Source organism: Cupriavidus sp. IK-TO18 (genome assembly GCF_015549295.1).
GTDB classification, from domain to species: domain Bacteria; phylum Pseudomonadota; class Gammaproteobacteria; order Burkholderiales; family Burkholderiaceae; genus Cupriavidus; species Cupriavidus oxalaticus_A.
Genome location: NZ_JADGMP010000035.1, coordinates 226,333 through 244,817 on the forward strand (window position 1 = coordinate 226,333; position 18,485 = coordinate 244,817).

General features: G+C 68.8%; 22 protein-coding genes. 7 read left to right on the plus strand and 15 right to left on the minus strand.

From position 1 onward, the window contains the following. Positions 1 to 119 precede the first annotated feature (119 nt). Positions 120 to 1,004, plus strand: coding sequence for a LysR family transcriptional regulator (locus IPF36_RS28065; RefSeq protein WP_195431581.1), 885 nt, complete (start codon positions 120 to 122; stop codon positions 1,002 to 1,004). A gap of 12 nt (positions 1,005 to 1,016) precedes the next feature. Here the strand turns inward: IPF36_RS28065 and IPF36_RS28070 are convergent, their stop codons facing one another. The 4 genes from IPF36_RS28070 to IPF36_RS28085 form a co-directional block, all read right to left on the minus strand. Beyond that, entirely contained in the window at positions 1,017 to 2,006 is a 990-nt protein-coding gene (locus tag IPF36_RS28070) for a tripartite tricarboxylate transporter substrate binding protein (RefSeq protein WP_195431582.1), read from the minus strand. A gap of 61 nt (positions 2,007 to 2,067) precedes the next feature. Next, positions 2,068 to 3,234 (minus strand): acyl-CoA dehydrogenase family protein, encoded by a 1,167-nt coding sequence (locus IPF36_RS28075; RefSeq protein ID WP_135703802.1) that lies wholly within the window; start codon positions 3,232 to 3,234, stop codon positions 2,068 to 2,070. Between the two features lie 13 nt (positions 3,235 to 3,247). Continuing rightward, positions 3,248 to 4,462 carry a CoA transferase gene (locus tag IPF36_RS28080; RefSeq protein ID WP_195431583.1) on the minus strand — a complete coding sequence of 405 codons (1,215 nt, stop codon included), beginning with the start codon at positions 4,460 to 4,462 and terminating at the stop codon, positions 3,248 to 3,250. Positions 4,463 to 4,472: 10 nt separating this feature from the next. After that, complete coding sequence (locus IPF36_RS28085; RefSeq protein ID WP_195431584.1) at positions 4,473 to 5,243, minus strand: enoyl-CoA hydratase/isomerase family protein; 771 nt, start codon at positions 5,241 to 5,243, stop codon at positions 4,473 to 4,475. A gap of 113 nt (positions 5,244 to 5,356) precedes the next feature. Here IPF36_RS28085 and IPF36_RS28090 point away from each other — a divergent pair, with 113 nt between their 5' ends. Beyond that, the gene (locus IPF36_RS28090; RefSeq protein ID WP_133095199.1) at positions 5,357 to 6,205 is read left to right on the plus strand and encodes an IclR family transcriptional regulator; all 849 of its coding nucleotides are present in this window, start codon (positions 5,357 to 5,359) and stop codon (positions 6,203 to 6,205) included. Positions 6,206 to 6,212: 7 nt separating this feature from the next. Here IPF36_RS28090 and IPF36_RS28095 read toward each other — a convergent pair whose 3' ends face one another. From IPF36_RS28095 to flhC, 3 genes are all read right to left on the minus strand, one after another. Continuing rightward, positions 6,213 to 7,091 (minus strand): lipid A biosynthesis lauroyl acyltransferase, encoded by an 879-nt coding sequence (locus IPF36_RS28095; protein ID WP_133095198.1) that lies wholly within the window; start codon positions 7,089 to 7,091, stop codon positions 6,213 to 6,215. A 365-nt stretch (positions 7,092 to 7,456) separates the two neighbouring features. Further along, complete coding sequence (locus IPF36_RS28100; protein ID WP_135703805.1) at positions 7,457 to 7,852, minus strand: hypothetical protein; 396 nt, start codon at positions 7,850 to 7,852, stop codon at positions 7,457 to 7,459. Between the two features lie 133 nt (positions 7,853 to 7,985). Continuing rightward, positions 7,986 to 8,552 carry a flagellar transcriptional regulator FlhC gene (gene flhC, locus IPF36_RS28105; protein ID WP_133095196.1) on the minus strand — a complete coding sequence of 189 codons (567 nt, stop codon included), beginning with the start codon at positions 8,550 to 8,552 and terminating at the stop codon, positions 7,986 to 7,988. A gap of 198 nt (positions 8,553 to 8,750) precedes the next feature. Here flhC and IPF36_RS28110 point away from each other — a divergent pair, with 198 nt between their 5' ends. Then, positions 8,751 to 8,963: a hypothetical protein gene (locus IPF36_RS28110; RefSeq protein ID WP_135703806.1), complete on the plus strand. Its 213-nt coding sequence runs from the start codon at positions 8,751 to 8,753 to the stop codon at positions 8,961 to 8,963. Between the two features lie 272 nt (positions 8,964 to 9,235). Beyond that, a complete protein-coding gene (locus tag IPF36_RS28115) occupies positions 9,236 to 10,129 on the plus strand; it encodes a BON domain-containing protein (RefSeq protein ID WP_195431585.1) in 894 nt (297 codons plus the stop codon). Positions 10,130 to 10,198: 69 nt separating this feature from the next. Here IPF36_RS28115 and IPF36_RS28120 read toward each other — a convergent pair whose 3' ends face one another. From IPF36_RS28120 to IPF36_RS28130, 3 genes are all read right to left on the minus strand, one after another. Then, positions 10,199 to 11,074, minus strand: coding sequence for an SDR family oxidoreductase (locus tag IPF36_RS28120; RefSeq protein WP_240745771.1), 876 nt, complete (start codon positions 11,072 to 11,074; stop codon positions 10,199 to 10,201). Positions 11,075 to 11,160: 86 nt separating this feature from the next. Further along, on the minus strand, positions 11,161 to 11,472 hold the full coding sequence (locus IPF36_RS28125; RefSeq protein ID WP_255519920.1) for a hypothetical protein: 312 nt from the start codon (positions 11,470 to 11,472) through the stop codon (positions 11,161 to 11,163). Positions 11,473 to 11,528: 56 nt separating this feature from the next. After that, on the minus strand, positions 11,529 to 12,020 hold the full coding sequence (locus IPF36_RS28130; RefSeq protein WP_195431586.1) for a flavodoxin family protein: 492 nt from the start codon (positions 12,018 to 12,020) through the stop codon (positions 11,529 to 11,531). Positions 12,021 to 12,180: 160 nt separating this feature from the next. Between IPF36_RS28130 and IPF36_RS28135 the strand changes: the two genes are divergently transcribed. After that, positions 12,181 to 12,555, plus strand: a complete 375-nt coding sequence (locus IPF36_RS28135; RefSeq protein WP_133095192.1) for a DUF2880 domain-containing protein — start codon at positions 12,181 to 12,183, stop codon at positions 12,553 to 12,555. Between the two features lie 147 nt (positions 12,556 to 12,702). Beyond that, a complete protein-coding gene (locus tag IPF36_RS28140; protein WP_195431587.1) occupies positions 12,703 to 13,185 on the plus strand; it encodes a DUF1579 domain-containing protein in 483 nt (160 codons plus the stop codon). A gap of 21 nt (positions 13,186 to 13,206) precedes the next feature. On the opposite strand, the gene IPF36_RS28145 is transcribed toward IPF36_RS28140, so the two are convergent. The 4 genes from IPF36_RS28145 to IPF36_RS28160 form a co-directional block, all read right to left on the minus strand. Then, a complete protein-coding gene (locus IPF36_RS28145; RefSeq protein ID WP_255519921.1) occupies positions 13,207 to 15,426 on the minus strand; it encodes a VTT domain-containing protein in 2,220 nt (739 codons plus the stop codon). A 387-nt stretch (positions 15,427 to 15,813) separates the two neighbouring features. Beyond that, the gene (locus tag IPF36_RS28150) at positions 15,814 to 16,116 is read right to left on the minus strand and encodes a hypothetical protein (RefSeq protein ID WP_133095391.1); all 303 of its coding nucleotides are present in this window, start codon (positions 16,114 to 16,116) and stop codon (positions 15,814 to 15,816) included. 187 nt (positions 16,117 to 16,303) lie between these two features. Continuing rightward, the gene (locus IPF36_RS28155; RefSeq protein WP_133095189.1) at positions 16,304 to 16,501 is read right to left on the minus strand and encodes a hypothetical protein; all 198 of its coding nucleotides are present in this window, start codon (positions 16,499 to 16,501) and stop codon (positions 16,304 to 16,306) included. A 185-nt stretch (positions 16,502 to 16,686) separates the two neighbouring features. Beyond that, positions 16,687 to 16,986, minus strand: coding sequence for a DUF2188 domain-containing protein (locus IPF36_RS28160; RefSeq protein ID WP_195431590.1), 300 nt, complete (start codon positions 16,984 to 16,986; stop codon positions 16,687 to 16,689). Positions 16,987 to 17,248: 262 nt separating this feature from the next. Between IPF36_RS28160 and IPF36_RS28165 the strand changes: the two genes are divergently transcribed. Further along, a complete protein-coding gene (locus IPF36_RS28165) occupies positions 17,249 to 17,392 on the plus strand; it encodes an entericidin A/B family lipoprotein (protein ID WP_010809655.1) in 144 nt (47 codons plus the stop codon). Between the two features lie 86 nt (positions 17,393 to 17,478). Here IPF36_RS28165 and IPF36_RS28170 read toward each other — a convergent pair whose 3' ends face one another. Beyond that, positions 17,479 to 18,483, minus strand: a complete 1,005-nt coding sequence (locus tag IPF36_RS28170; protein WP_133095187.1) for an AraC family transcriptional regulator — start codon at positions 18,481 to 18,483, stop codon at positions 17,479 to 17,481. Positions 18,484 to 18,485 lie beyond the last annotated feature (2 nt).

Here is an 18,485-nt window from a genome sequence, read left to right on the forward strand (position 1 = left end):
GCTGTCTCCGTGATGCGAATGGTGTTGTGCTACGGCTCTGCGCCTAAGTCTGTAAGATGACGCCCATCACCACAATGCGGCGCTGGATATAAAGCCATAACCATCAGGAATGTGAGGCAATGGAGACGCGGGACCTGGAATACATCCTCGCCGTGGCCACGCACGGCGGCATCGGCAGGGCGGCGGAGGCCCTCGGGATCAGCCAGCCGGCCCTGACCAAGGCGGTGCAGCGGGTGGAGGCGCAGGCCGGGCTGCCACTGTTCGAGCGGACCGCCAACGGCATGACCGCCACTTACGCCGGCGCGCGTTTCCTGGAGCGGGCGCAGCGCATCCGGCTGGAATACGAGGACGGCATCAAGGAAATGCTCGGCATCCGCACCGGCGAGCAGGGCGTGCTGCGGGTGGGCTATTCGCCGTCGATTCCGGGCGGCGTGATCCTGGGCGCGTGCCAGCAGCTGATGCGCGAGCGCCCGGTCGCGCGGCTGCGCTTGCGGCGCCGGCTGGCGCGGGACGTGCTGGACCTGCTGGCCGCGGGCGAGCTCGATCTCGCGGTGGCGCCGGTGCAGGCGTCAACGGACTTTGCGGTGGAGCCGCTGTTCGACGACCGGCTGGTAGTGGTAGCGGACCAGGGCCACGCGTTGTTGCGCCGGCGCAAGCTGCGGCTGGCGGACCTGGCCGACCAGGAATGGCTGCTGCCGGAGGGGCATATCACGCTGCGGCAGCAGGTCGACGCCGCCTTCCGCCAGCGCGGCCTGCCGGCGCCGCAGCCGCGCGTCGAGATCGATTTCGGCAGCCCCTCGCTGTTCGCGCTGATGCAGGGCACGCAGATGCTGAGCATCGCCAACGAGGGCGGCGACGCCATGCAGCACGGCCTGCGCCCGCTGCCGCTGGAAGTCGAAGAGCTGGACCTGCGCCGGCAAATCGGCGTGCTGACCCGCGCCGGCGCGTACCTGTCGCCGCTGGCGCAGCGCCTGACGACGCTGCTGCGCGAGCACAGCTGCTGAGCGCCCTGAAGGTTATTGCAGCGGAATCTTGGCCACCGTCGCCAGCCGCTTCCAGCGCACGATCTCATCCTTCTGGTACTGCAGCATTTCCGCCGGCGAAGACAGGATCAGCCTGGTCGACTGGCGCGTGTAGTACTCGCGCACGTCGGGCGCGTTGCCGGCCTGCGTGAACAGGTCCTGCAGGCGCTTCACCACCGCCGGCGGGGTTTTGGCGGAAATCGCGGCGGCCACCCAGTTGTAGGCCAGGAAATCGGGCAGGCCGGCCTCGACGATCGACGGCACGTCCGGCAACAGCGGCGAGCGCTGCGGCGCGGTATAGGCCAGCGCCCGGATCTTGCCGCCGCGCACCAGTTCGATCGCGCCGGTGGCATCGACCACGGCAAAGTCCACGTTGGCCGCCATCACGCCGTTGATCGCATCGCCAGCGCCCTTGTACGGCACCGGCGTGGTCTTGATCCTGGCCAGCTCGTTGAGCCATTCGCTGTACAGCGTGTACGAGATCGAGCCCGTGCCGTAGTTGAGCGCGCCGGGCCGCTTGCGCGCGTCTTCCAGCAGTTCCGCCAGCGTGCGGTAGGGGGAACCGGCCGGCACGATGACCACGCACGGCCCGCGCGACAGCAGCGTGATCGGCGCGAAATCCGTCAGCGGGTCATACGGCAGCTTGCGGAACGTGGCGGCATTGGTCGACAGCGTGGAATTGCTGCCGATGAACACCGTGTAGCCGTCCGCCGGCGCGTTCAGCGCGGTCTGCACGCCGATAAAGCCGTTGCCGCCGGGCTTGTTCTCGACCACCACGCCCTGTCCGGTCAGCTCGCCGATCTTCCTGGCGAACAGGCGCGCGGTGGTGTCGGTGCCGCTGCCCGCCGGGAACGGCACGATAAAGCGCATCGCGCGCGAGGGAAAGGCATCGTCGGCAGCAAACGCCGGCAGCGGTGCGATGCCTGCCAGCGCTGCGGCGACGAGGCCCAGGAAGCGGCGGCGCGAACGGTAAGGCTGTTGCATGGTGTCTCCTTTCGGTCGAAAAAGCCCGGCGTGTTCCCGCCGGTGCAAAGTGGTCAGTAGATCAGCGGCGCAGGCCGAGCAGGTCGCGCGCGATCACCCAGCGGTGCACTTCGCTGGGCCCTTCGTAGATCCGCATCAGCCGGGTCTCGTTGGCCATCTGCTGCAGCGGCAGCTCCTTGGTCATGCCCATCGCGCCAAAGGTCTGCATCGCCTGGTCGATCACTTCCCACGCCATTTCGGTGGCGAAGACCTTGATCATCGAGACCTGCGTGCGCGCCTCTTCGCCGGCGTCGATGCGGCTGGCGGCTTCGTAGGTCATCAGGCGGCAGGCGTGGATGCGCGTGGCGGCGTCCGCCACCCACCACTGGATCGCCTGGCGCTGTGCCAGCGGCGCGCCGAACGTCTGCCGCTGCGGCGCGTATTCGCAGATCATGTCGAGGGCGCGCTGCGCCCGGCCGATGCACCATGCGGCCATCTGCACGCGGCGCGTGGACAGGCGTGCCTGCATCGGCGCAAAGCCCTGGCCTTCGGTGCCAAGCAGCTGCGTGGCGGGGACGCGGCAGTCTTCCAGAACGACTTCATAGGTGGAATGGCCGCCGATCATCGGGATGCGGCGCTCCACGCGCAGGCCGGGCGTGCCGCGCTCGACGATGAAGGCCGAAATGCCGCCGCGCGCGCCCGAGGCCTTGTCGGTCACGGCCATCACGATGGTCCAGTCGGCGCGCGCCGCGCGGCTGATCCAGATCTTGCGGCCGTTCAGCACCCAGTGGTCGCCGTCGCGTTCGGCGCGTGTGGTCATCATGGCCGGGTCGCCGCCGGCGCCGGGCTCGGAAATGGCGATGGCCGATACCGTTTCGCCGCGCGCATACGGGTCCAGGTAGCGCTCGCGCTGGGCGTCGTTCGCGGTCAGCATCAGCATGCGCAGGTTGGGCGAATCCGGCGGCAGGTCATAGGGCGTGATGGTCTTGCCGAGTTCCTCGTTGACGCCGACCATCGCTACCACGGGCAGGTCGGCGCCGCCCATCTCGGCGGGCGCGTCCAGTCCCCACAGGCCCAGCTCGCGCGACAGGCCATCGAGCCGCGCCTGTTCTTCCGGCAGCAGAGCGTGCTGCCCGCCCCCGGCCTCGCGGGCCAGCACCGCCGGCTCCAGCGGGATTAGCTGCTCGCGCACAAAGCGCGCGACCAGGTCCTTGAGCATGCGGTGTTCTTCGTCGAGCTGGAAATTCATGCGTGTCTCCTTGTTATTCCTGAGCGCCGGCGGGTGTGCCGGCATGCGCGGCGGGTAGGGTGATGCCGGCTTCCTGCAAGACCTCGGCGGTGTGTTCGCCCAGTGCCGGCGCATGCCGGCGCAACGACAGCGGCGTGGCCGAGAAGCGCGCGGCCGGGCGCACTTCGCGCAACGCGCCTTCGGTTGGGTGCTGCGTGGCCTGGAACAGGCCCACGGCTTGCAGGTGCGGATGGTCGACCAGCGCATCGAGCCCGTAGATCGGCGTGGCGGGGATGTCGAGCGACTCGAACAGCGCCATCCATTCGTCGGTGCTGCGCTCGGGCGTCAGTTCGGCCAGGTGGCCATACAGCGCGCGGATATTGGCATTGCGCTGCGCGCGGTCGCCGACTTCGTAGCGGTCGGCAAGATCGTTGCGGCCGACCGCACGGAAGAAGGCTTGCCAGTGGCGTTCGGTATAGGGCAGCGCGCAGATCCAGCCGTCGCGCGTCGGCGCGGGGCGGCGGCCGCCTTGCAGCAGCCGCGCATAGCCCGCGCCGGCGGGAGCGGGCTCGAAGGTCAGGCCGCCCAGGTGCTCGGTCATCACGAAGGCGGCCATGGTCTCCAGCATCGGCACTTCGACCGACTGGCCCACGCCATGGCGCTCGCGGTGCAGCAGCGCGGCCAGCACCGCGTTGGCCAGCGCCAGCCCGGTGGTCTTGTCGGCGATCAGGCTGGGCACGTATTCCGGACGCTCGCCATTGCCCGCGCCCAGCGCCACGAGTCCGCAGCCGGCCTGGATGATGTCGTCGAAGGCGGGCTTGTCGCGGTGCGGGCCGTCCTGGCCGAAGCCGGTTGCGACGCAGTACACGATGCGCGGGTTGATGCGGGCGACTGCCTCGTAGCCAAAGCCCAGCCGCTCGATCGCCGCCACGCGCATGTTGTGCACCAGCACGTCGGCACCGGCGATCAGCGCGCGCAGCGCTTCGGCGCCCTCGGGGGTCTTCAGGTCGAGCACGACCGAGCGCTTGTTGCGGTTCAGCGCCAGGTAGATCGAACTCATGCCGGCGTGCTGCGACACGCCGTTGGCGCGCATCAGGTCGCCTTCCGGCCCTTCGATCTTGATCACGTCGGCGCCAAAGTCGGCCAGCACCTGCGTGGCCAGCGGACCGAGCACGACCGCGGTCAGGTCCAGCACGCGGATGCCGTCGAGCGGGCCGGCGGGCGTGGCAGGGGTGTGTTGTCCAGGCACGGTTGGCTCCTTAGCGGCGGTGGAACACCGGCGTGCGGCGCTCGGCCATCGCGGCCACGCCTTCGCGGAAATCCTCGCTGCGGAACTGCCCGCGCTGGACGGCCAGTTCGCGCTGGTTGACCTCGGCGATGCGGTCGGCCAGGCCCTCGCGCAGCGTGGCGCGCGTGGTTTCCACCGCCAGCGGCGCCGAGGCGGCGATTTCCTGCGCCAGCGCCATGGCGCGGTCGTTGACTTCGGCCTTGGCCACCAGTTCGTCGGCCAGGCCGATGGCGACGGCGTGGGTGCCGGAGATGCGGCGGCCGGTGTAGAACAGCAGCGCGGCCTGCTGCTCGCCGACCAGCCGCGGCAGCGTCACGCTGAGGCCGAAGCCGGGATGGAAGCCCAGCCGGTTGAAATTGGCGCTGAAGCGTGCCTCGGCGCAGGTTACGCGGAAGTCGGCCACCAGTGCCAGGCCCAGGCCGGCGCCGACGGCGGCGCCTTCCACCGCGGCGACGATGGGCTTGCGGTTGCGGTAGAGCTTCATCGCTTGTACATAGAAGCCGGCCGGGTCGTTGGCGATCTCGCCCTGGCCGGCGCCGCTGAAGTCGGCGCCCGCGCAGAAGGCGCTGACGCCGGAGGCCAGCACGATGGCGCGGCAACTGGCGTCGTCGTCCAGTGCCAGCAGCGTGTCCGCGAGCCGGTGCATCACGTCGGCATCGACAAAATTGTGCGGCGGACGGGACAGAACGATGCGGGCGACGTGGCCGTCGCGGCTGAGCTGGATATCGGCGGCGGATGACATGCGGGGCGCTCCTCTGTGTTGTGGGCCGGTGCAAGAGCCGGCGGAGCCCACAGTATTCGCGCTGCGGCGCGTCGCCGCTATACTCGGATTTCGCTTACTGAAATTATGCGGAGATGGCCCGGACAGCACCCGAAGCCCCCGAAGCGGTGTCGACGCGCCGCGTGACCCACCAGACCGGCCGCTTTACCCGCGATACCGCCGGCAGCCAGTCACTGGAACGGGGGCTGGTGCTGCTGCGCGCTTTCCGCGTCGGGACCACCAGCCTGACCAATGCGGAACTGGCGGCGCGCACCGGCCTGCCGCGGCCGACCGTCAGCCGGCTGACGCGCTCGCTGGTGGACGCCAGCTTCCTGCGCTACGACGTCAACGAACGCGCCTACCGGCTCGCGCCGGTGGTGCTGAGCCTGGCCGATGCCTTCCGCCATGCGAACCGCGCCGCGGAAATCGCGCTGCCGCTGATGCGCAAGGTGGCCGAGGCCGACAAGGTCAACGTGGGACTGGCGGTGGGCGACAAGCTCGACATGGTGTACCTGGCCTCGATCCGGCATAGCCTGGACAGCGTTTCGCGCACGCGGCGCGTGGTGCCGGGCACGCGCGTGCCGATGGAGCTGACATCGATCGGGCTGGCATGGCTGGGGGCACAGCCGGACGGCGTGCGCGAGGACATGCTTGAAGGCATCGCGGCGCGGCAGGGCGAGGCCTGGCCGGCCATGCGGGCGCGCGTGCTGCGGGCGATCGGGCAGTCGCAGCAACGCGGCTTTTGCACCGCCGCCTACCAGCAGGGGCATTTGCTGGCGGTGGGCGCGGCGTTCCGCGGCCCCGACCAGCAGCTCTATGGCCTGAACATCAGCTTCCCGTATTCAGCCAGCGAGCGCAGGCGCGACAACGCCCGCTATGCGGCAAAGCTGGCGCGGCTGATGGACGATATCCAGTCCGCGTGGCAGCGCGCCGGCGGCGGCTAGCGCCGGCTCAGTACACCGGCGCCATGCCGGCGGGCCGGTTCTTGAAACGGCGGTGGACCCAGTAGTACTGCTCGGGCATGGTCGCGATCTGCTTTTCCAGGAAGGCATTCATGCGGCGCGAATCCTCCTCCACGGAGCCGGACGGAAAGCCCTCCAGCGGGTCGAACACGCGCAGGCGATAGCCGCGGTAGTCGGGCAGCACTTCGGTAGTGAACGGGACCACGCGCGCGCCCGTCATGCTGGCCAGCCGCGAGGCCGACGTCAGCGTGCAGGCCGGCACGCCAAAGAACGGTACGAACACCGAATCGGTCAGGCCGAAGTCCATGTCAGCCGCCAGCATCACCGGGCAGCCGGCACGCAGCGTGCGCACCACCTGCTTGCCGCTGCCGCTGCGCGGAATCATCTCGGCGCCAAAGCGCCCGCGCTGCGCGCGCGCGATCTCTTCCAGCATCGGGCTCGACATCCTGGTGTACAGCGATGCGACCGGGTGGCGGATCGAATAGAACATGCAGCCGGCTTCGATGCCGACGAAGTGGAAACCCAGGAAGATGGTCGGTTGCCCGGTGCAGGTGGCCAGGTCGATGCGGCTGTCCAGTTCGATCAGCTTGTCCAGCTGCTGCGCATCGCCGAACCATTGCACGCCGCGCTCCAGGTAGCTGCGCATGACATGGCCGAAATGACGCCGTGCCAGCCGATGCCGGGCGGCTTCATCCATGTCCGGGAAACACAGCGCCAGGTTGGTCAGCACGATCCGGCGCCGGCGGCTGGGGATCTGGTACAGCAGCTTGCCGATGCCGTCTCCCAGGCGCGCGGTCACGCCGTAAGGCAGCGCGGCAAAGAATTTGAAGACAGCGACGACAAGTGCGGCCCGGAGCCGATGGGTCATGAGGATCCTGTGGAGCGATGGCGGCAGCGCGGCGTTCCGGCGCGCGGCTGCACAGCGATGATTGGGCGCCACGGCAGGTGGCGGACGAGGGCGGGCGGGGCGCGCGCGGTCGGCAAGAGCGAATGGCTGGCGGCCCGGCACGTCGATTGGGCAACGCCTGGCGCGCACGGTGTGCGCGCCGGAAATGTCGGAACGGGGACAAAGGCGCACAGTTGCGCTGGCCCGGTGCGAAGGGCGCACTGTAGCACGTTGCGCCAAGCTGGCTTGTACCGAGGTGTTACAACGTCGACAAAGTGTCCGCCACGCACCGGTGGCGGGGCATAGTCTTGGCGGCTGCGTTGTCGCACCGCTGAAGCGCTGCGCCCTCAGTGCTTCAGTTCGCCCAGGTAGTAGTTGATTTCAGCCAGCAGGGTGTCGTGGAATTCCGCCGGCAGGCCCCGGTCGTCGGTCAGCGCCAGCAACTGGTCGACGCGCACGCGGAAGCGCCGTTCCACCCCGGCCTGGGCTGCCGGCGGCAGCCCGGCGGCCAGGGCGGCGAGCAGTTCCCGTATCACCAGCAGGCGCGCGCCATACTGCACCATGGCATCGCCCTGGGTCTTGAGGTTGGTGGCCAGCAGGTCCGGGTTGGCCGGCGCCGCGGGCGCGGTGACGGCAGGCGCGGGCGGCACGGCAGGCGCTGGCGCCAGGTTGTGGGCATCGTTGGCGGCCTGGGAGGGCGCAGCGGCGCCGAGTATGCGGGACAGCAGGTTGATCCTGAACATCGGCGGGGCTCCCGAGGCAATCGTGAAGACCGCGTGCATGCGCGCGGCTGGCCGGTCTGGCTGGCTTGCCTATCTTGGGAGGGCGCGGCGGCGCTGACAGTGCGGCAGGAGACAATGCCTGCCACCGGCGCGCTCAGGCCACCGTGCTCGCGGCCGCCTTGCGGCCCTTGCCGGCCCGCGCGGGCGGCATGCACATGCCGCAAACGTAGTGCCGGCGCGGGCCATTCGCCTGGACCACGTAGTCGCCTGCGCAGCGCCGGCAGCGTGCCAGCTGCAGCATGCCGTTCTCGTGGAAGCGCACCAGCGTCCAGGCGCGCGTGAAGCTGAGTTCCGCGGTTTCCCCGGTGACGGAGAGCTGCTCCCGGTAGACGCGGTAGCCCGACAGTAGCGCGCGGATACCCGCCAGCCCGCCGGCGTCGCGCATGAAGCGGTAGGCATTGAGCAGCATCGACGCATGCGCATTGGGCCGCCACGTCACGAACCAGTCGGTCGAAAAGGGCAGCATGCCCTTTGGCGGCGATGTCCCGCGCAATTCCCTGTACAACCGGACCAGCCGCCCGCGCGGCAACGACAGCGCCGATTCCAGCACCTGCAGGCGCGCGCCCAGCCCGATCAGTTCGATGGCCAACTGGGTCTGCTCCACGTCATGCAGCACGCTCCTGGCGGCGGACGGCGGGGTTGTGGCAGTGCGCAAATCCATCGTCTCCCGGGTTTGTTTTCGCTGAATTGCGATGGATTTTATGGACCTCCGTTTAGTTATGACTCTGATATGAATCAAGAGGCGCTTTCATGCCGGGCGTGTAGGAGGAGTGCCCACACGCTATAGGACGGACGCCGATTTTGCCGTGGCACCCATGCGCTACCCTTCAAGAACACGTAAACGACTCGGGAGCGACCCATGGCTGCGAACTTCCTCATCAGGCAGACGCCCCAAGGCTGGGAACTGACGGTCGAAAGTGCACGCAAGGGCCTGGTTCATTGCGAGGATCGGGACGTCGCCGTCAATATCGGCAAAGCCGCGGCAAAGCGGCGTGGCGTCGGGCTGATCATGCAGGAAGACCAGGACGGCAGCGGATCCGCGCTGGACTTTGCGGAGTCACTCGCCGCCTGAGGCGATGCATCATCGGGATCCAGGCCGGGTCCCTTGCAGGAACATCCGGGGTTTCTCCGGCATCGCAAGGATGCCTTACAAAGGCGGGCGCTTTTTACAGGGCGCCCGCCTTTGCGTTGGCTTGCGCCGGCGTGAACTGCAAGCCGCGCGCGGCCGCGCGACATGCCTGCCGCAGTGGAACGGAACTTGCGCCCTCAGGCAAGCGGTGCGGCGCCGCTGCATGCCGGCGCCGCAGTTTCCATTCCGCAGTTCCGATCGGCAGGAGACGAACCATGCATCCATTCCGGAATCAAGGCAGCAGCTCTTGGTGGCGCGACGATGAGGCGCCGCACCGCGCAGGCGCGGACGACCCGCGCGGCTATGGCGAAGGCCGCTACGGGCAGTCTGGCGGGCCGGCCCGCGACTATGGCGAAGGGCGCTACGAAGGCCGCCAGCGCCATGGCGACGATGTGCGTGGGCAGGGCTATTACGGCAGCCGCCAGGGTGGCCGCGAAGACTGGCAGCGTTCCGGCCAGCGCGCGCCGTGGGACGAAGATGAAGCGTGGCGCGCCAGCGGCCCGGACCAGGGCGGAAACGTGCGCGACGAGTGGGGCGAAAGCCGCCGCGGCGGCCAGGCCATGACCGGGCGCCAGGGCGGCATGGCCTCGCACCTAAGCGAGTATGACCGGGGCGAAGGCAGATCTGGCCAGCCGTTGCGTGGGCGCGACCGCGTCGGCCCGAAGGGCTACCAGCGCAGCGACGAGCGTATTCGTGAAGAAATCTGCGAACGGCTGGCCCATGCGCGCCATGTCGACGTGCAGGACGTCGAGGTCAACGTGGATGGCGGCGTGGTGCGGTTGAGCGGGAATGTCCGCGATCGCCACCAGAAATACTGCATCGAAGACATCGCCGACGACGTATTCGGCGTGCGCGAGGTCCATAACGGGATCCGGATGGGCGCGGCCGGGCCGTTCGGCGTCTCGGGGATTTCCGAGGGTGTCAGGGAGGCTGCAGGGGATATGCGCCGCACCGGATCCGCCGCAGGCGGGCGCGGCCATGTCAGCGGCGTCAGCAGTTCGGGCAGCGCGACCGGGTCGAGCGCCAGCAGCTATGGCGGCGGCATGGAGGCGGGCAGCGGCGGCCCGGGTGCCGGCCGGGACAGCACCGGCGGCACGACGCGCATCTGATCTGCCACGTTATCTGCGATATGCGATGAGAAGGGGCGCGCCGCTGGCGCGGCCCCTCTGCCGTCTGGCTCAAGCGTCGCGGCGCGCTCCTCCTGCTGCTCCTTTAAGTGGTTCCTCCGGCGGCAAGCGATCGTCTGCCTCGCTGCGCGGCTGCGCCATGCGGCGATGCCGCTCGGCCAGCACGTCGGCCGGCGTGACCATGGCAATCGCCGCACGCAGCTTGTTCTGCCACCCGGTGATGACCTCGCCTTCGCCGCGCATCATCGCATCGAAGCCGCTGCGTGCCACATCGGCCGGGTCGGCCTTCTTCTGCTGGGCGATCCTGGTGTCGAGCAGGTCGGCCCGCTCGAAGAACTCGGTCTCGGTCGCGCCGGGCATCAGGCAGGTCACGGTTACGCCGCTGCCCTGCAATTCGTGCCGCAGCGCGTATGAAAACGAATCCAGGAACGCCTTGGTGGCGTTGTACACCGCCTGGTAGGTGCCGGGCGTGAAGCCGGCGATCGATCCCGTGATCAGGATGCGTCCGCTGCGCTGCTCGCGCATGCGCTGGCCCATGCGGTGCAACAGGTGGACCGTGCCCGTCACATTGGTTTCCAGCACGCGCTGGATGTCGGCAAAGTCCTGGTCCAGGAACGCGTGGCCGAGGCCGCGGCCGGCATTGGCGCAGAGCACGTCGACCCGGCGGTTATCGACGGCCGCGCACAGCTGCTCCACGCCCGCCGGCGTGGAGAGGTCCGCCACCAGCGCCTCCACCTGGGCACCCTCGTCGCGCAGTTGCGCGGCGGCCACTTCGATTTGCGGCTCATCGGCGGCGATGACGAGGTCATAGCCGTGCTGCACGCAGCAGCGCGCCAGTTCGTAGCCGATGCCTGACGAGGCACCGGTGACCACGGCAAGCAGGCCGGCGCGGGCCGGGGATGGGGAATTAGAGGGAGTATCAGCCACGATGGCCTCCGGGGACGGGCAGCGGAGGGCATTCTTACCGCCGCGTTGTAAGGTTTAGCCACACGTGGCGCCAGCCCGCAGTTGCCTCAGCCCACGCGCCGCCAGGCATGTATGCCGAACCAGACGCCCAGCAGTGCCACGATCGTCGCCAGCAGCGCCAGCGCCGCGCATGCCGCCGGGGCGAGCGAGCCGAACCAGGCAAAGGCATCGGTACGCCGCCACAGCACCCAGGCGAGCGTGGCGGCCATCAATACCAGGGCGGTCTGCGTCAGCGCCTCGACCACGCGCATGGGGCCGCGGGCGGTGCTGTCCAGGGGATCGCGGCGGGCTTCGGCCGCAGTGACTTCGGGATCTTCCATGGCGCTGCGCGCAGGTGCGCCCCAGGGGGCGGATGACATGGCGGTGCAAATCCCGTTCCCGGACGGGAGTCACGCTGGCCCAGGCTCCAGGCCGGTCAGAACACGCCCAGCGCCACCCCTGCCGCCAGGCTCTCGCCCAGCGCCGCGCAGCGCGCCAGGTCGTCCGCTTCGATCTGCTTGGGGGCCAGGATGCGCTCCGGCGTCTGCGCGTGCGTGCAGACGATCAGGCCCGGCGCCACGGCGTTGAGGCGCCAGCCGGTGGCAATGCGCTCGACCTGGCGCAGTGCGTTCTGGCCATCGCTGCCGGCGCAGATCATGGTGGCGTAGGGGCGGCCGTTGATGCGGTCCAGCGCGGGGTAATAACAGCGGTCGAAGAAGTCCTTCATCATCCCCGCGATGGCGGCGAGGTTTTCCGGCGTGGCGAACAGGTAGCCGTCGGCGGCCAGCACATCGTCCGGGCCGGCTTCGGCCGCACGCTTGAGCACCACGGCGACGCCTTCCTGCGTGCGCGCGGCCGCGGCGGCGGCCTCGGCCATCTGGCGGGTGCCGCCGGTCATGGTGTGATAGACGATCAACAGCGTTTTCATGCTTGCGGGCAGGTCGGGGTGCGCGGATCACTGTAGCACGCCGGGCACCAGTGGCGACCTGGGAACTTTTACAACGCGCCGGCGGACTGACCGGCATGGGTGCCGGCGTTAAAATGTGGCGCCCGTGCAGTTTTTGCCCCCCGGTCCAGGAGTCTCCAAGATGCTTTCGCCGCGCTCGTCGCTTTCCCCGCGTTCCCTGTCCGCCGCGCTCGTGCTGGTGCTGTCGCTTGGCTGCGCGGCAACCGTGCAGGCCGCGCAGGCTGGGGATGAAGCGCCAAAGCCGCGCGGGCGCGACGAGGCCCCCGAAGCCCCGATCGCCTGCATGAAGGCCGTCAAGGCCGCGCTGCCCAACCCCGGCAGCTTCAAGTGGGTCGGCGCCAAGACCCGCAAGGTCGCGGAAGACGCGTACAGCGTAGTGGGCGACGTCGAGTACCTCGCGCAGGACGGCGCGGTGCGCAAGGCCAAGGTCCAGTGCGACGTCATGCGCGCGCCGGGCAACCAGTTTGTGGTGCCCAAGGTGCGGCTGCCGCAGTAAATCCGGCCGACAGCCCAGGCAGTGCCGCCTTTCGCGGCGTGCCGCAAAGAAATGTGGATGCTGTCCATTTCCTTTGCTAGTCTATGTGTACGGCATCCACAAATGCCCGTGCCGGGGATGGTGGCCGCAAACGCTAGGAGACCCTGAATGAAGACCGAAGCACAGAAGGAACACCGCTGGCTGCAACGGCTGGCGGGCGAATGGATGGCCGAAGGCGAGGCCGTGATGGAACCGGACCTGCCTGCGCAGAAGTGGCAGATCCCCGAGAGCGTGACCGGTATCGGCGAGCTTTGGGTGCAGGGCACGGCGCAGGGCGACATGCCGGGCTGCGGCCCCGCCACTACCGTGATGACGCTGGGCTACGATCCGGCCCGCAAGCATTTCGTCGGCACCTTTATCGGCTCGATGATGACCCACCTTTGGGTCTACGAGGGCGACCTCGATGCGGGCAGCCAGCAACTGACGCTGCGTGCCGAGGGACCGGACTGCTCGGGCAATGGCCGCACGGTCCAGTACCGCGATGTAATTGCCTTCAAGGATGACAACGAACGGACGCTGACGTCGTTCATGCAGGGCGAGAACGGCGAGTGGACCGAGATCATGAAGGCCACTTACCGTCGCAAGCGCTAGCGCGGCGCCCGCTCCTGACGCTCAGGTGCGCTCGCCCGCGGCGTGGGCGACGCGCGCCATCCGGCGCCCGGGACCGCCTGGCCCGCGATGCTGGTCGTCATGCTGGCTGTCCTGATCGCCGTCCTGCTGGCTGTTCTGCTGGTTGCCCGGTTGGCTGTCCTGCTGATTCACTGGCCGGTGCCGTTCCGCCTTGTTGCGTTCGGCATTGCGCCGCCGCCGGCGCCGCAGCACCAGCAGCAGCGATGCCGGCAGCAACAGCACCAGCGCCAGCAGGGCAAAAGTCGCCAGCCCCGGGTTGCGCGCCGCGGCGGCAACGCGGTCGACCAGGAAGGCCGAGATCACGATGCCCGGCAGCATCCCCAGCGCCGTGCCCACCAGGCAGTCGCGCAGGCCGATGCGCGAGGCGCCGACCACCAGGTTGACCAGCGAGAACGGTGCGATCGGCACCAGCCGCAGCACCACCATCGCCAGCACGCCATGCCTGCCCAACTGGTGGCTGACCCGGTTCAGCCGCCGGCCGCCGAAGCGCCGCACGGTATTGCGGCCGAGCAGGCGGCCCGCCAGGTAGCCCGCGCCGGTGCTCAGCATGGTGCCGCCCAGCGCCAGCGCGGCGCCGTAGAGCGGCCCGAACACCACCACGGTCACGAGGATCAGCAGCGTCACCGGCAGCATGGTCACGGCACCGGCGACGTATATCCCCATCATCGCCAGCGGCGCCATGGGCATATCGTCCAGGCGCTCGACCACGGCCAGCAGCGCGCGGAAATCCGCCCATTCGCGCAGCGGCGTATAGCGCCAGGCGAAGGCGAGTCCCGCCAGCACCAGCGCCAGCGCCACCATCACGCCGACCCGGCCCATCACGCGCGGGCGCGCTTCGTGGCTGACGAACTCCGCCAGCACCTGGTCGCTGTCGATGGGCTCGATCGGGTCGAGCAGGTGGTCGGCCGGCGACGCGGCATCGAGGTCGTCCGGCAGCGGCGGCGCATAGTCCTCGAGCGTGCGGCCATCTTTTTGCTGCAGCGCGCGGATGGCCGCCAGCAGGCTGCGCGTTTCGGCCACCTTGGCCTGGAATGCCTCGGGCGTGACGTCCAGGTGCTCGCCCAGCAGCCGCGCCCGCATCGCCGCGATGGCCTCGCGCACGCGCGGGTCGCCGCCCGAGGTCACCACCACATTGCACTCGGTGTCCAGTCCCAGCGAACGGTTGCTGAGGTTGGACGAGCCGATGGTCAGGAAATCATCGTCGATCACCGTGACCTTGCTGTGGATGTTGACGCATTCCGGCAGCAGCCCGGGGATCGTCGGGCAGTACAGGTGGAAGCGGTCCCAGCTGTCCGCCGCGCGCAGGCGCCGGTACAGGCGCGCGCGCAGCACGCCCATGCTGTGCGCCTCCAGCCAGCCGCTTTCGTTGCGCCGCGACACCAGCACGATATCCGGGCCGTCCTCGCGCCCCAGCCGTCCGGCCAGCGTCTTGGCGATCTCGCCAGAGCTGAAGTACTGGTTCTCCATGTAGATGCTGTGCCGGGCCGAGGCGATGGCATCGCGCATCAGCATGCGGATCTCGCTCACGCCTGGCTCGTCCTCGCACACCGGCATGGTGCGGGCGATGCCGACGCGCACATCCGTCAGTTCCGGCGCCAGGCTCGGCGGCCAGGGGTCCGAGGAGGTTGCCGCCGGCGGGCGCGGCCTGCGGCCCGTCGCGCGCAGCCAGCGCGCCGCGCACAGCATGGCGAGCGCGGCGGCGGCCTGGCCATCGAGCGCGCACTGGACGTCGTGGAAGGGCGGATAGGGCTTGCCTTCGGCAACGCGCAGCGGCGCGCCTGGCGCGTGGCTGTTGTCGTCCCAGCGGCGCAGCGTCAGGTCCAGCCCGCCGACGAAGGCGACCTTGCTGTCGATCACCACTACCTTCTGGTGGTGCGACGCGCCCGGGGGATGGTTGCCGTCGAGGCGGAACGACAGGTGCCGGTGCGCCTGCCAGTGCGCGCTGGCCGACGGCAGCCATTCGCGCTCCATCGCCATCACCATGGCGTAGTCCCAGCTCAGGATGTAGATGCGCAGTTCGGGACGGCGGTCGGCCAGCGCGCAGAGGAAGTCGCGCAGCCCGTCGGGCAGGCCGTCCTGCGCGCCTTCGGGCACGAGTTCCATGCGGCTGTCGATGTCCCAGCCGAGGATGAAGATGGTGTGCTCGGCGCGCGGCAACGCTTCGCGCAGCGCGCGGAAATAGGCATCCCCGTCGACGAGCATGGCAAAGCGCCGGCAAGGTTCGACGCACCAGCAGTTGCGTCCCGGTTCCAGCTTGAACGGGGGTGGTTCCTGCAATGCATGCGAAGTGTCCGGCGGTGGCTGCGTGGCCGTGCCAGGCGGATTCGGTGGCGACATTTCGAACGCTCAGGGGGATAAGCCTCAAGCGTCGCGCAAGTTCCATACCGGAGGGTGGGCCGGGGGACCGGGGAGCGTTGCCGCGATGGAAAACGGCGCACACCGCTACGGGAATGACGGTGAGGCGGGCGCGCTGCGTGGACGATGCATCCGCGACATGTGTGCGCCGATTGTTCAACGCTTGGCCGCAGGTGTCCGCTTTACCTGCTTTTGTAAGAAGCGCACTGCCGGCGCATGGGGCGCAGGCAATTCTTACGGTGCCTGGCGGCGCCCCGGGCGGGCAATGCCCCAGGCGTCAAGCAGCGGCTGGAAGTGCGGCGAGTTGTCGCGTGCGGCCGGCGTGACCTTGCGCGGCGGCGGCAGCGGCCTGCCGGTCAGTACCAGCAAGCTGTCGGCCTGCGCGGCCATGTCCGGCTCCCCCGCATAAGCGACGACGCCCATCTGGCGGGCCGATTTCAGGGCGCGGGTCAGTTCCGCGGCACTCAGGCGGCTGGCGGCGGCAAGCCGGTGCCGGGGCATGGGCCCCTTGGCACGCAGGCTGTTCATCAGCGCCAGCACGCATTCCCGGGTGGTTCGATCCATGTCGCTGCGTCAGAGGATTGGGCATCCGCCTGACCCGTTGGGGCCATAAGGATGCGGGAATCCATTCTTCCGCAAGGGTCATAGCTTTGCCAACCCGATATGACACTTGTTCACATTCTGTGGCGTGTCCAGGGAAGGCTTTCAAAGCATGGGGAGGCCTTCAGTGCCGGGTTTGCGGATTGCCATATGGAAGCCGGTGTTCCGCGCCGCCGGCCACCCCGGCGGCCGCGTTCTGGCGGCGCCATCGGCGGGCCTGCCTGGCATGCACATCGGTAGCCATTTCGTGTAATTCGGCGATCCTGGCCTCGAGCGGGTCGGGATAGATGTCGAGCGGGCGGAACCTGAGGATTCGGGACATGACGGGTCTCTGTAAGTGCCTGGTCTTAGTATTGGCACTGAACCCGTCAATTGCATGCTGCAATTTCTGCGCCGTTGATCTAATTCAATGTTGACCGCGCAATGAACTATTGCCGGCGATGGCGAGAAATGCCGGGAGCGAATGCCGGGAGCGGGCTGGGCGTTTCCAGCCCCACCGTACCGGATTCAATGCCCCAGGCGGGAGATGGCCCTGGGGTCGCGGCAGTAGATCTTGCGCTCGCGCACCAGGCCGTCGCGCCCATGGATGCACAGCGACACGCCCTCCTGGCGCGCCCGCATCCAGCCCGCGGCGATGGCGGCTTCCTGGGTCGGAAAATGCAGCGCCGTGGCTTCCTCGTCAGCGCCCATGCCATCCATGCCATCCATGCCTTCAATGGTCAGGGCCCATTCGCCGTCGCGGGCGGCATTGTCATTGTCGTCATTGTCGGTTGCGGCAGGAAGCACGTGGATGCTGCGTGACGTCATGGCGGTCTCCCGGGAAGTGGACAGGTGTGGACCTACATTTCTAAGCGAAGCCGCGGCGCGCGGGTATCGGTCGCTGTCCTACACCGCGTGGACATGTCGCGCCGTCGGCTGACATCGGGGTAGGACGAAAGCCGACTTTTCGCGCGGTTGGCGGTTGCTACGATCCAATTGCCGGTTGGGCATGAAGCTGCCCGGTCAAGCCATCCCGAGCTATTCCATCCTGGCGGCGCATGCCGCTTCCACACGAAGCAAGGAGATCGTCATGAGAAAGCTGTTCGCACTGTTTGCCCTCGCTGGCGTGATGCTGGTTACGGGCTGCAACACCATGGCCGGTGCAGGCAAGGATATCGAACGCGGCGGCGAGAAGGTGCAAGGCGCGGCGGAAAGCACCAAGCAGAAAATGTAATCGCCTGCCGATCGCAGGCGCAGAGGACAACGGCCCGTGCTCCAGGCACGGGCCGTTTTCGTTCGCGGGAATTTCCGAGCGCGGATCTAGTGCGCGGCCGTGACCGCCACGCGTTCTTCGTCGGTGCGGCTGCGGCGCCAGCTTGCCGGCGGCAGGCCGAACTCGCGCTTGAAGGCGCGGCTGAAAGCCGCCTCGGAGTCATAGCCGACCGCGCCGGCGATCTCGCCGATCGAGCGGTTGCCGCTGCGCAGTTCCGCCGCTGCGGTGCGCAGGCGCCAGTGCGCCAGGTACTGCATCGGCGGCTGTCCGAGCAGGTCGGTAAAGCGCTGCGCCAGCGCCGAGCGAGACAGGCCGACGTTGCCGGCCAGTTCGTCCACTGTCCACGGGTAGGCCGGGCGCGCATGCATGCGCGACAGCGCACGCCCCACGTAGCGGTCGCGCAGCGCGGCGAGCCAGCCGCTTTCGTTGTCCGGTAGCGTGTCGATGCAGCGCCGTACCGCTTGCACGAACAGCAGTTCCGACAGCTTGGCCAGCACCGTGGCGGTGCCCGCTCGCGGCTCGGCGGCTTCCGAGGTGGCGAAGGCCAGCGCGGTGGCAAGCCATGCCGATTCGATGCCGTTGTCGAGCCCCACTTTGAACAGGCGCGGCAGCGAGGTCAGCAGCGGGTTGCCCATGGTGTCGTCGAATCCGAGGAAGCCGCACACCATGCGCGTGGTCTCGCCACCGCCGCCGTACGACACGCGCATGACTTCGCCCGGGCTGTTGCGCAGCATGTCCGCGACCAGCGGCGCGGACTGCACCGGCTGCAGGTGCAGGTCGCTGCCCAGCACGTGCGGCTCGCCCTGCGGCACCACCAGCAGTTCGCCGCTCTCGACGCGCACGCCCGGCCCCGTGCTTCCGACCAGACGGGCCCAGCAGACGCCTTCGGTAATCAGGTGGTAGGAGACGACGCGATCGGTGCCGGGCAGGAAGGCGGCGCGCAATTCAGCATCCGCTTCAGACACCAGGCACCACGGCGACTTGAATTCGCCGTTGAGGAAGACCGCGCCGCTCAGTTGCACGGCGCGCAGCAGGTCGGACAAGGCATCCATGG

Coding starts and splice junctions, on each gene's coding strand:
- IPF36_RS28135 (WP_133095192.1), top strand. CDS start 12,181: ATGCTTTCGCCGCGCTCGTCGCTTTCCCCGCGTTCCCTGTCCGCCGCG.
- IPF36_RS28110 (WP_135703806.1), top strand. CDS start 8,751: ATGGCTGCGAACTTCCTCATCAGGCAGACGCCCCAAGGCTGGGAACTG.
- IPF36_RS28115 (WP_195431585.1), top strand. CDS start 9,236: ATGCATCCATTCCGGAATCAAGGCAGCAGCTCTTGGTGGCGCGACGAT.
- IPF36_RS28100 (WP_135703805.1), bottom strand. CDS start 7,852: ATGTTCAGGATCAACCTGCTGTCCCGCATACTCGGCGCCGCTGCGCCC.
- IPF36_RS28140 (WP_195431587.1), top strand. CDS start 12,703: ATGAAGACCGAAGCACAGAAGGAACACCGCTGGCTGCAACGGCTGGCG.
- IPF36_RS28070 (WP_195431582.1), bottom strand. CDS start 2,006: ATGCAACAGCCTTACCGTTCGCGCCGCCGCTTCCTGGGCCTCGTCGCC.
- IPF36_RS28170 (WP_133095187.1), bottom strand. CDS start 18,483: ATGGATGCCTTGTCCGACCTGCTGCGCGCCGTGCAACTGAGCGGCGCG.
- IPF36_RS28090 (WP_133095199.1), top strand. CDS start 5,357: ATGGCCCGGACAGCACCCGAAGCCCCCGAAGCGGTGTCGACGCGCCGC.
- IPF36_RS28085 (WP_195431584.1), bottom strand. CDS start 5,243: ATGTCATCCGCCGCCGATATCCAGCTCAGCCGCGACGGCCACGTCGCC.
- IPF36_RS28155 (WP_133095189.1), bottom strand. CDS start 16,501: ATGTCCCGAATCCTCAGGTTCCGCCCGCTCGACATCTATCCCGACCCG.
- IPF36_RS28065 (WP_195431581.1), top strand. CDS start 120: ATGGAGACGCGGGACCTGGAATACATCCTCGCCGTGGCCACGCACGGC.
- IPF36_RS28095 (WP_133095198.1), bottom strand. CDS start 7,091: ATGACCCATCGGCTCCGGGCCGCACTTGTCGTCGCTGTCTTCAAATTC.
- IPF36_RS28075 (WP_135703802.1), bottom strand. CDS start 3,234: ATGAATTTCCAGCTCGACGAAGAACACCGCATGCTCAAGGACCTGGTC.
- IPF36_RS28160 (WP_195431590.1), bottom strand. CDS start 16,986: ATGACGTCACGCAGCATCCACGTGCTTCCTGCCGCAACCGACAATGAC.
- flhC (WP_133095196.1), bottom strand. CDS start 8,552: ATGGATTTGCGCACTGCCACAACCCCGCCGTCCGCCGCCAGGAGCGTG.
- IPF36_RS28130 (WP_195431586.1), bottom strand. CDS start 12,020: ATGAAAACGCTGTTGATCGTCTATCACACCATGACCGGCGGCACCCGC.
- IPF36_RS28165 (WP_010809655.1), top strand. CDS start 17,249: ATGAGAAAGCTGTTCGCACTGTTTGCCCTCGCTGGCGTGATGCTGGTT.
- IPF36_RS28125 (WP_255519920.1), bottom strand. CDS start 11,472: ATGTCATCCGCCCCCTGGGGCGCACCTGCGCGCAGCGCCATGGAAGAT.
- IPF36_RS28145 (WP_255519921.1), bottom strand. CDS start 15,426: ATGCTCGTCGACGGGGATGCCTATTTCCGCGCGCTGCGCGAAGCGTTG.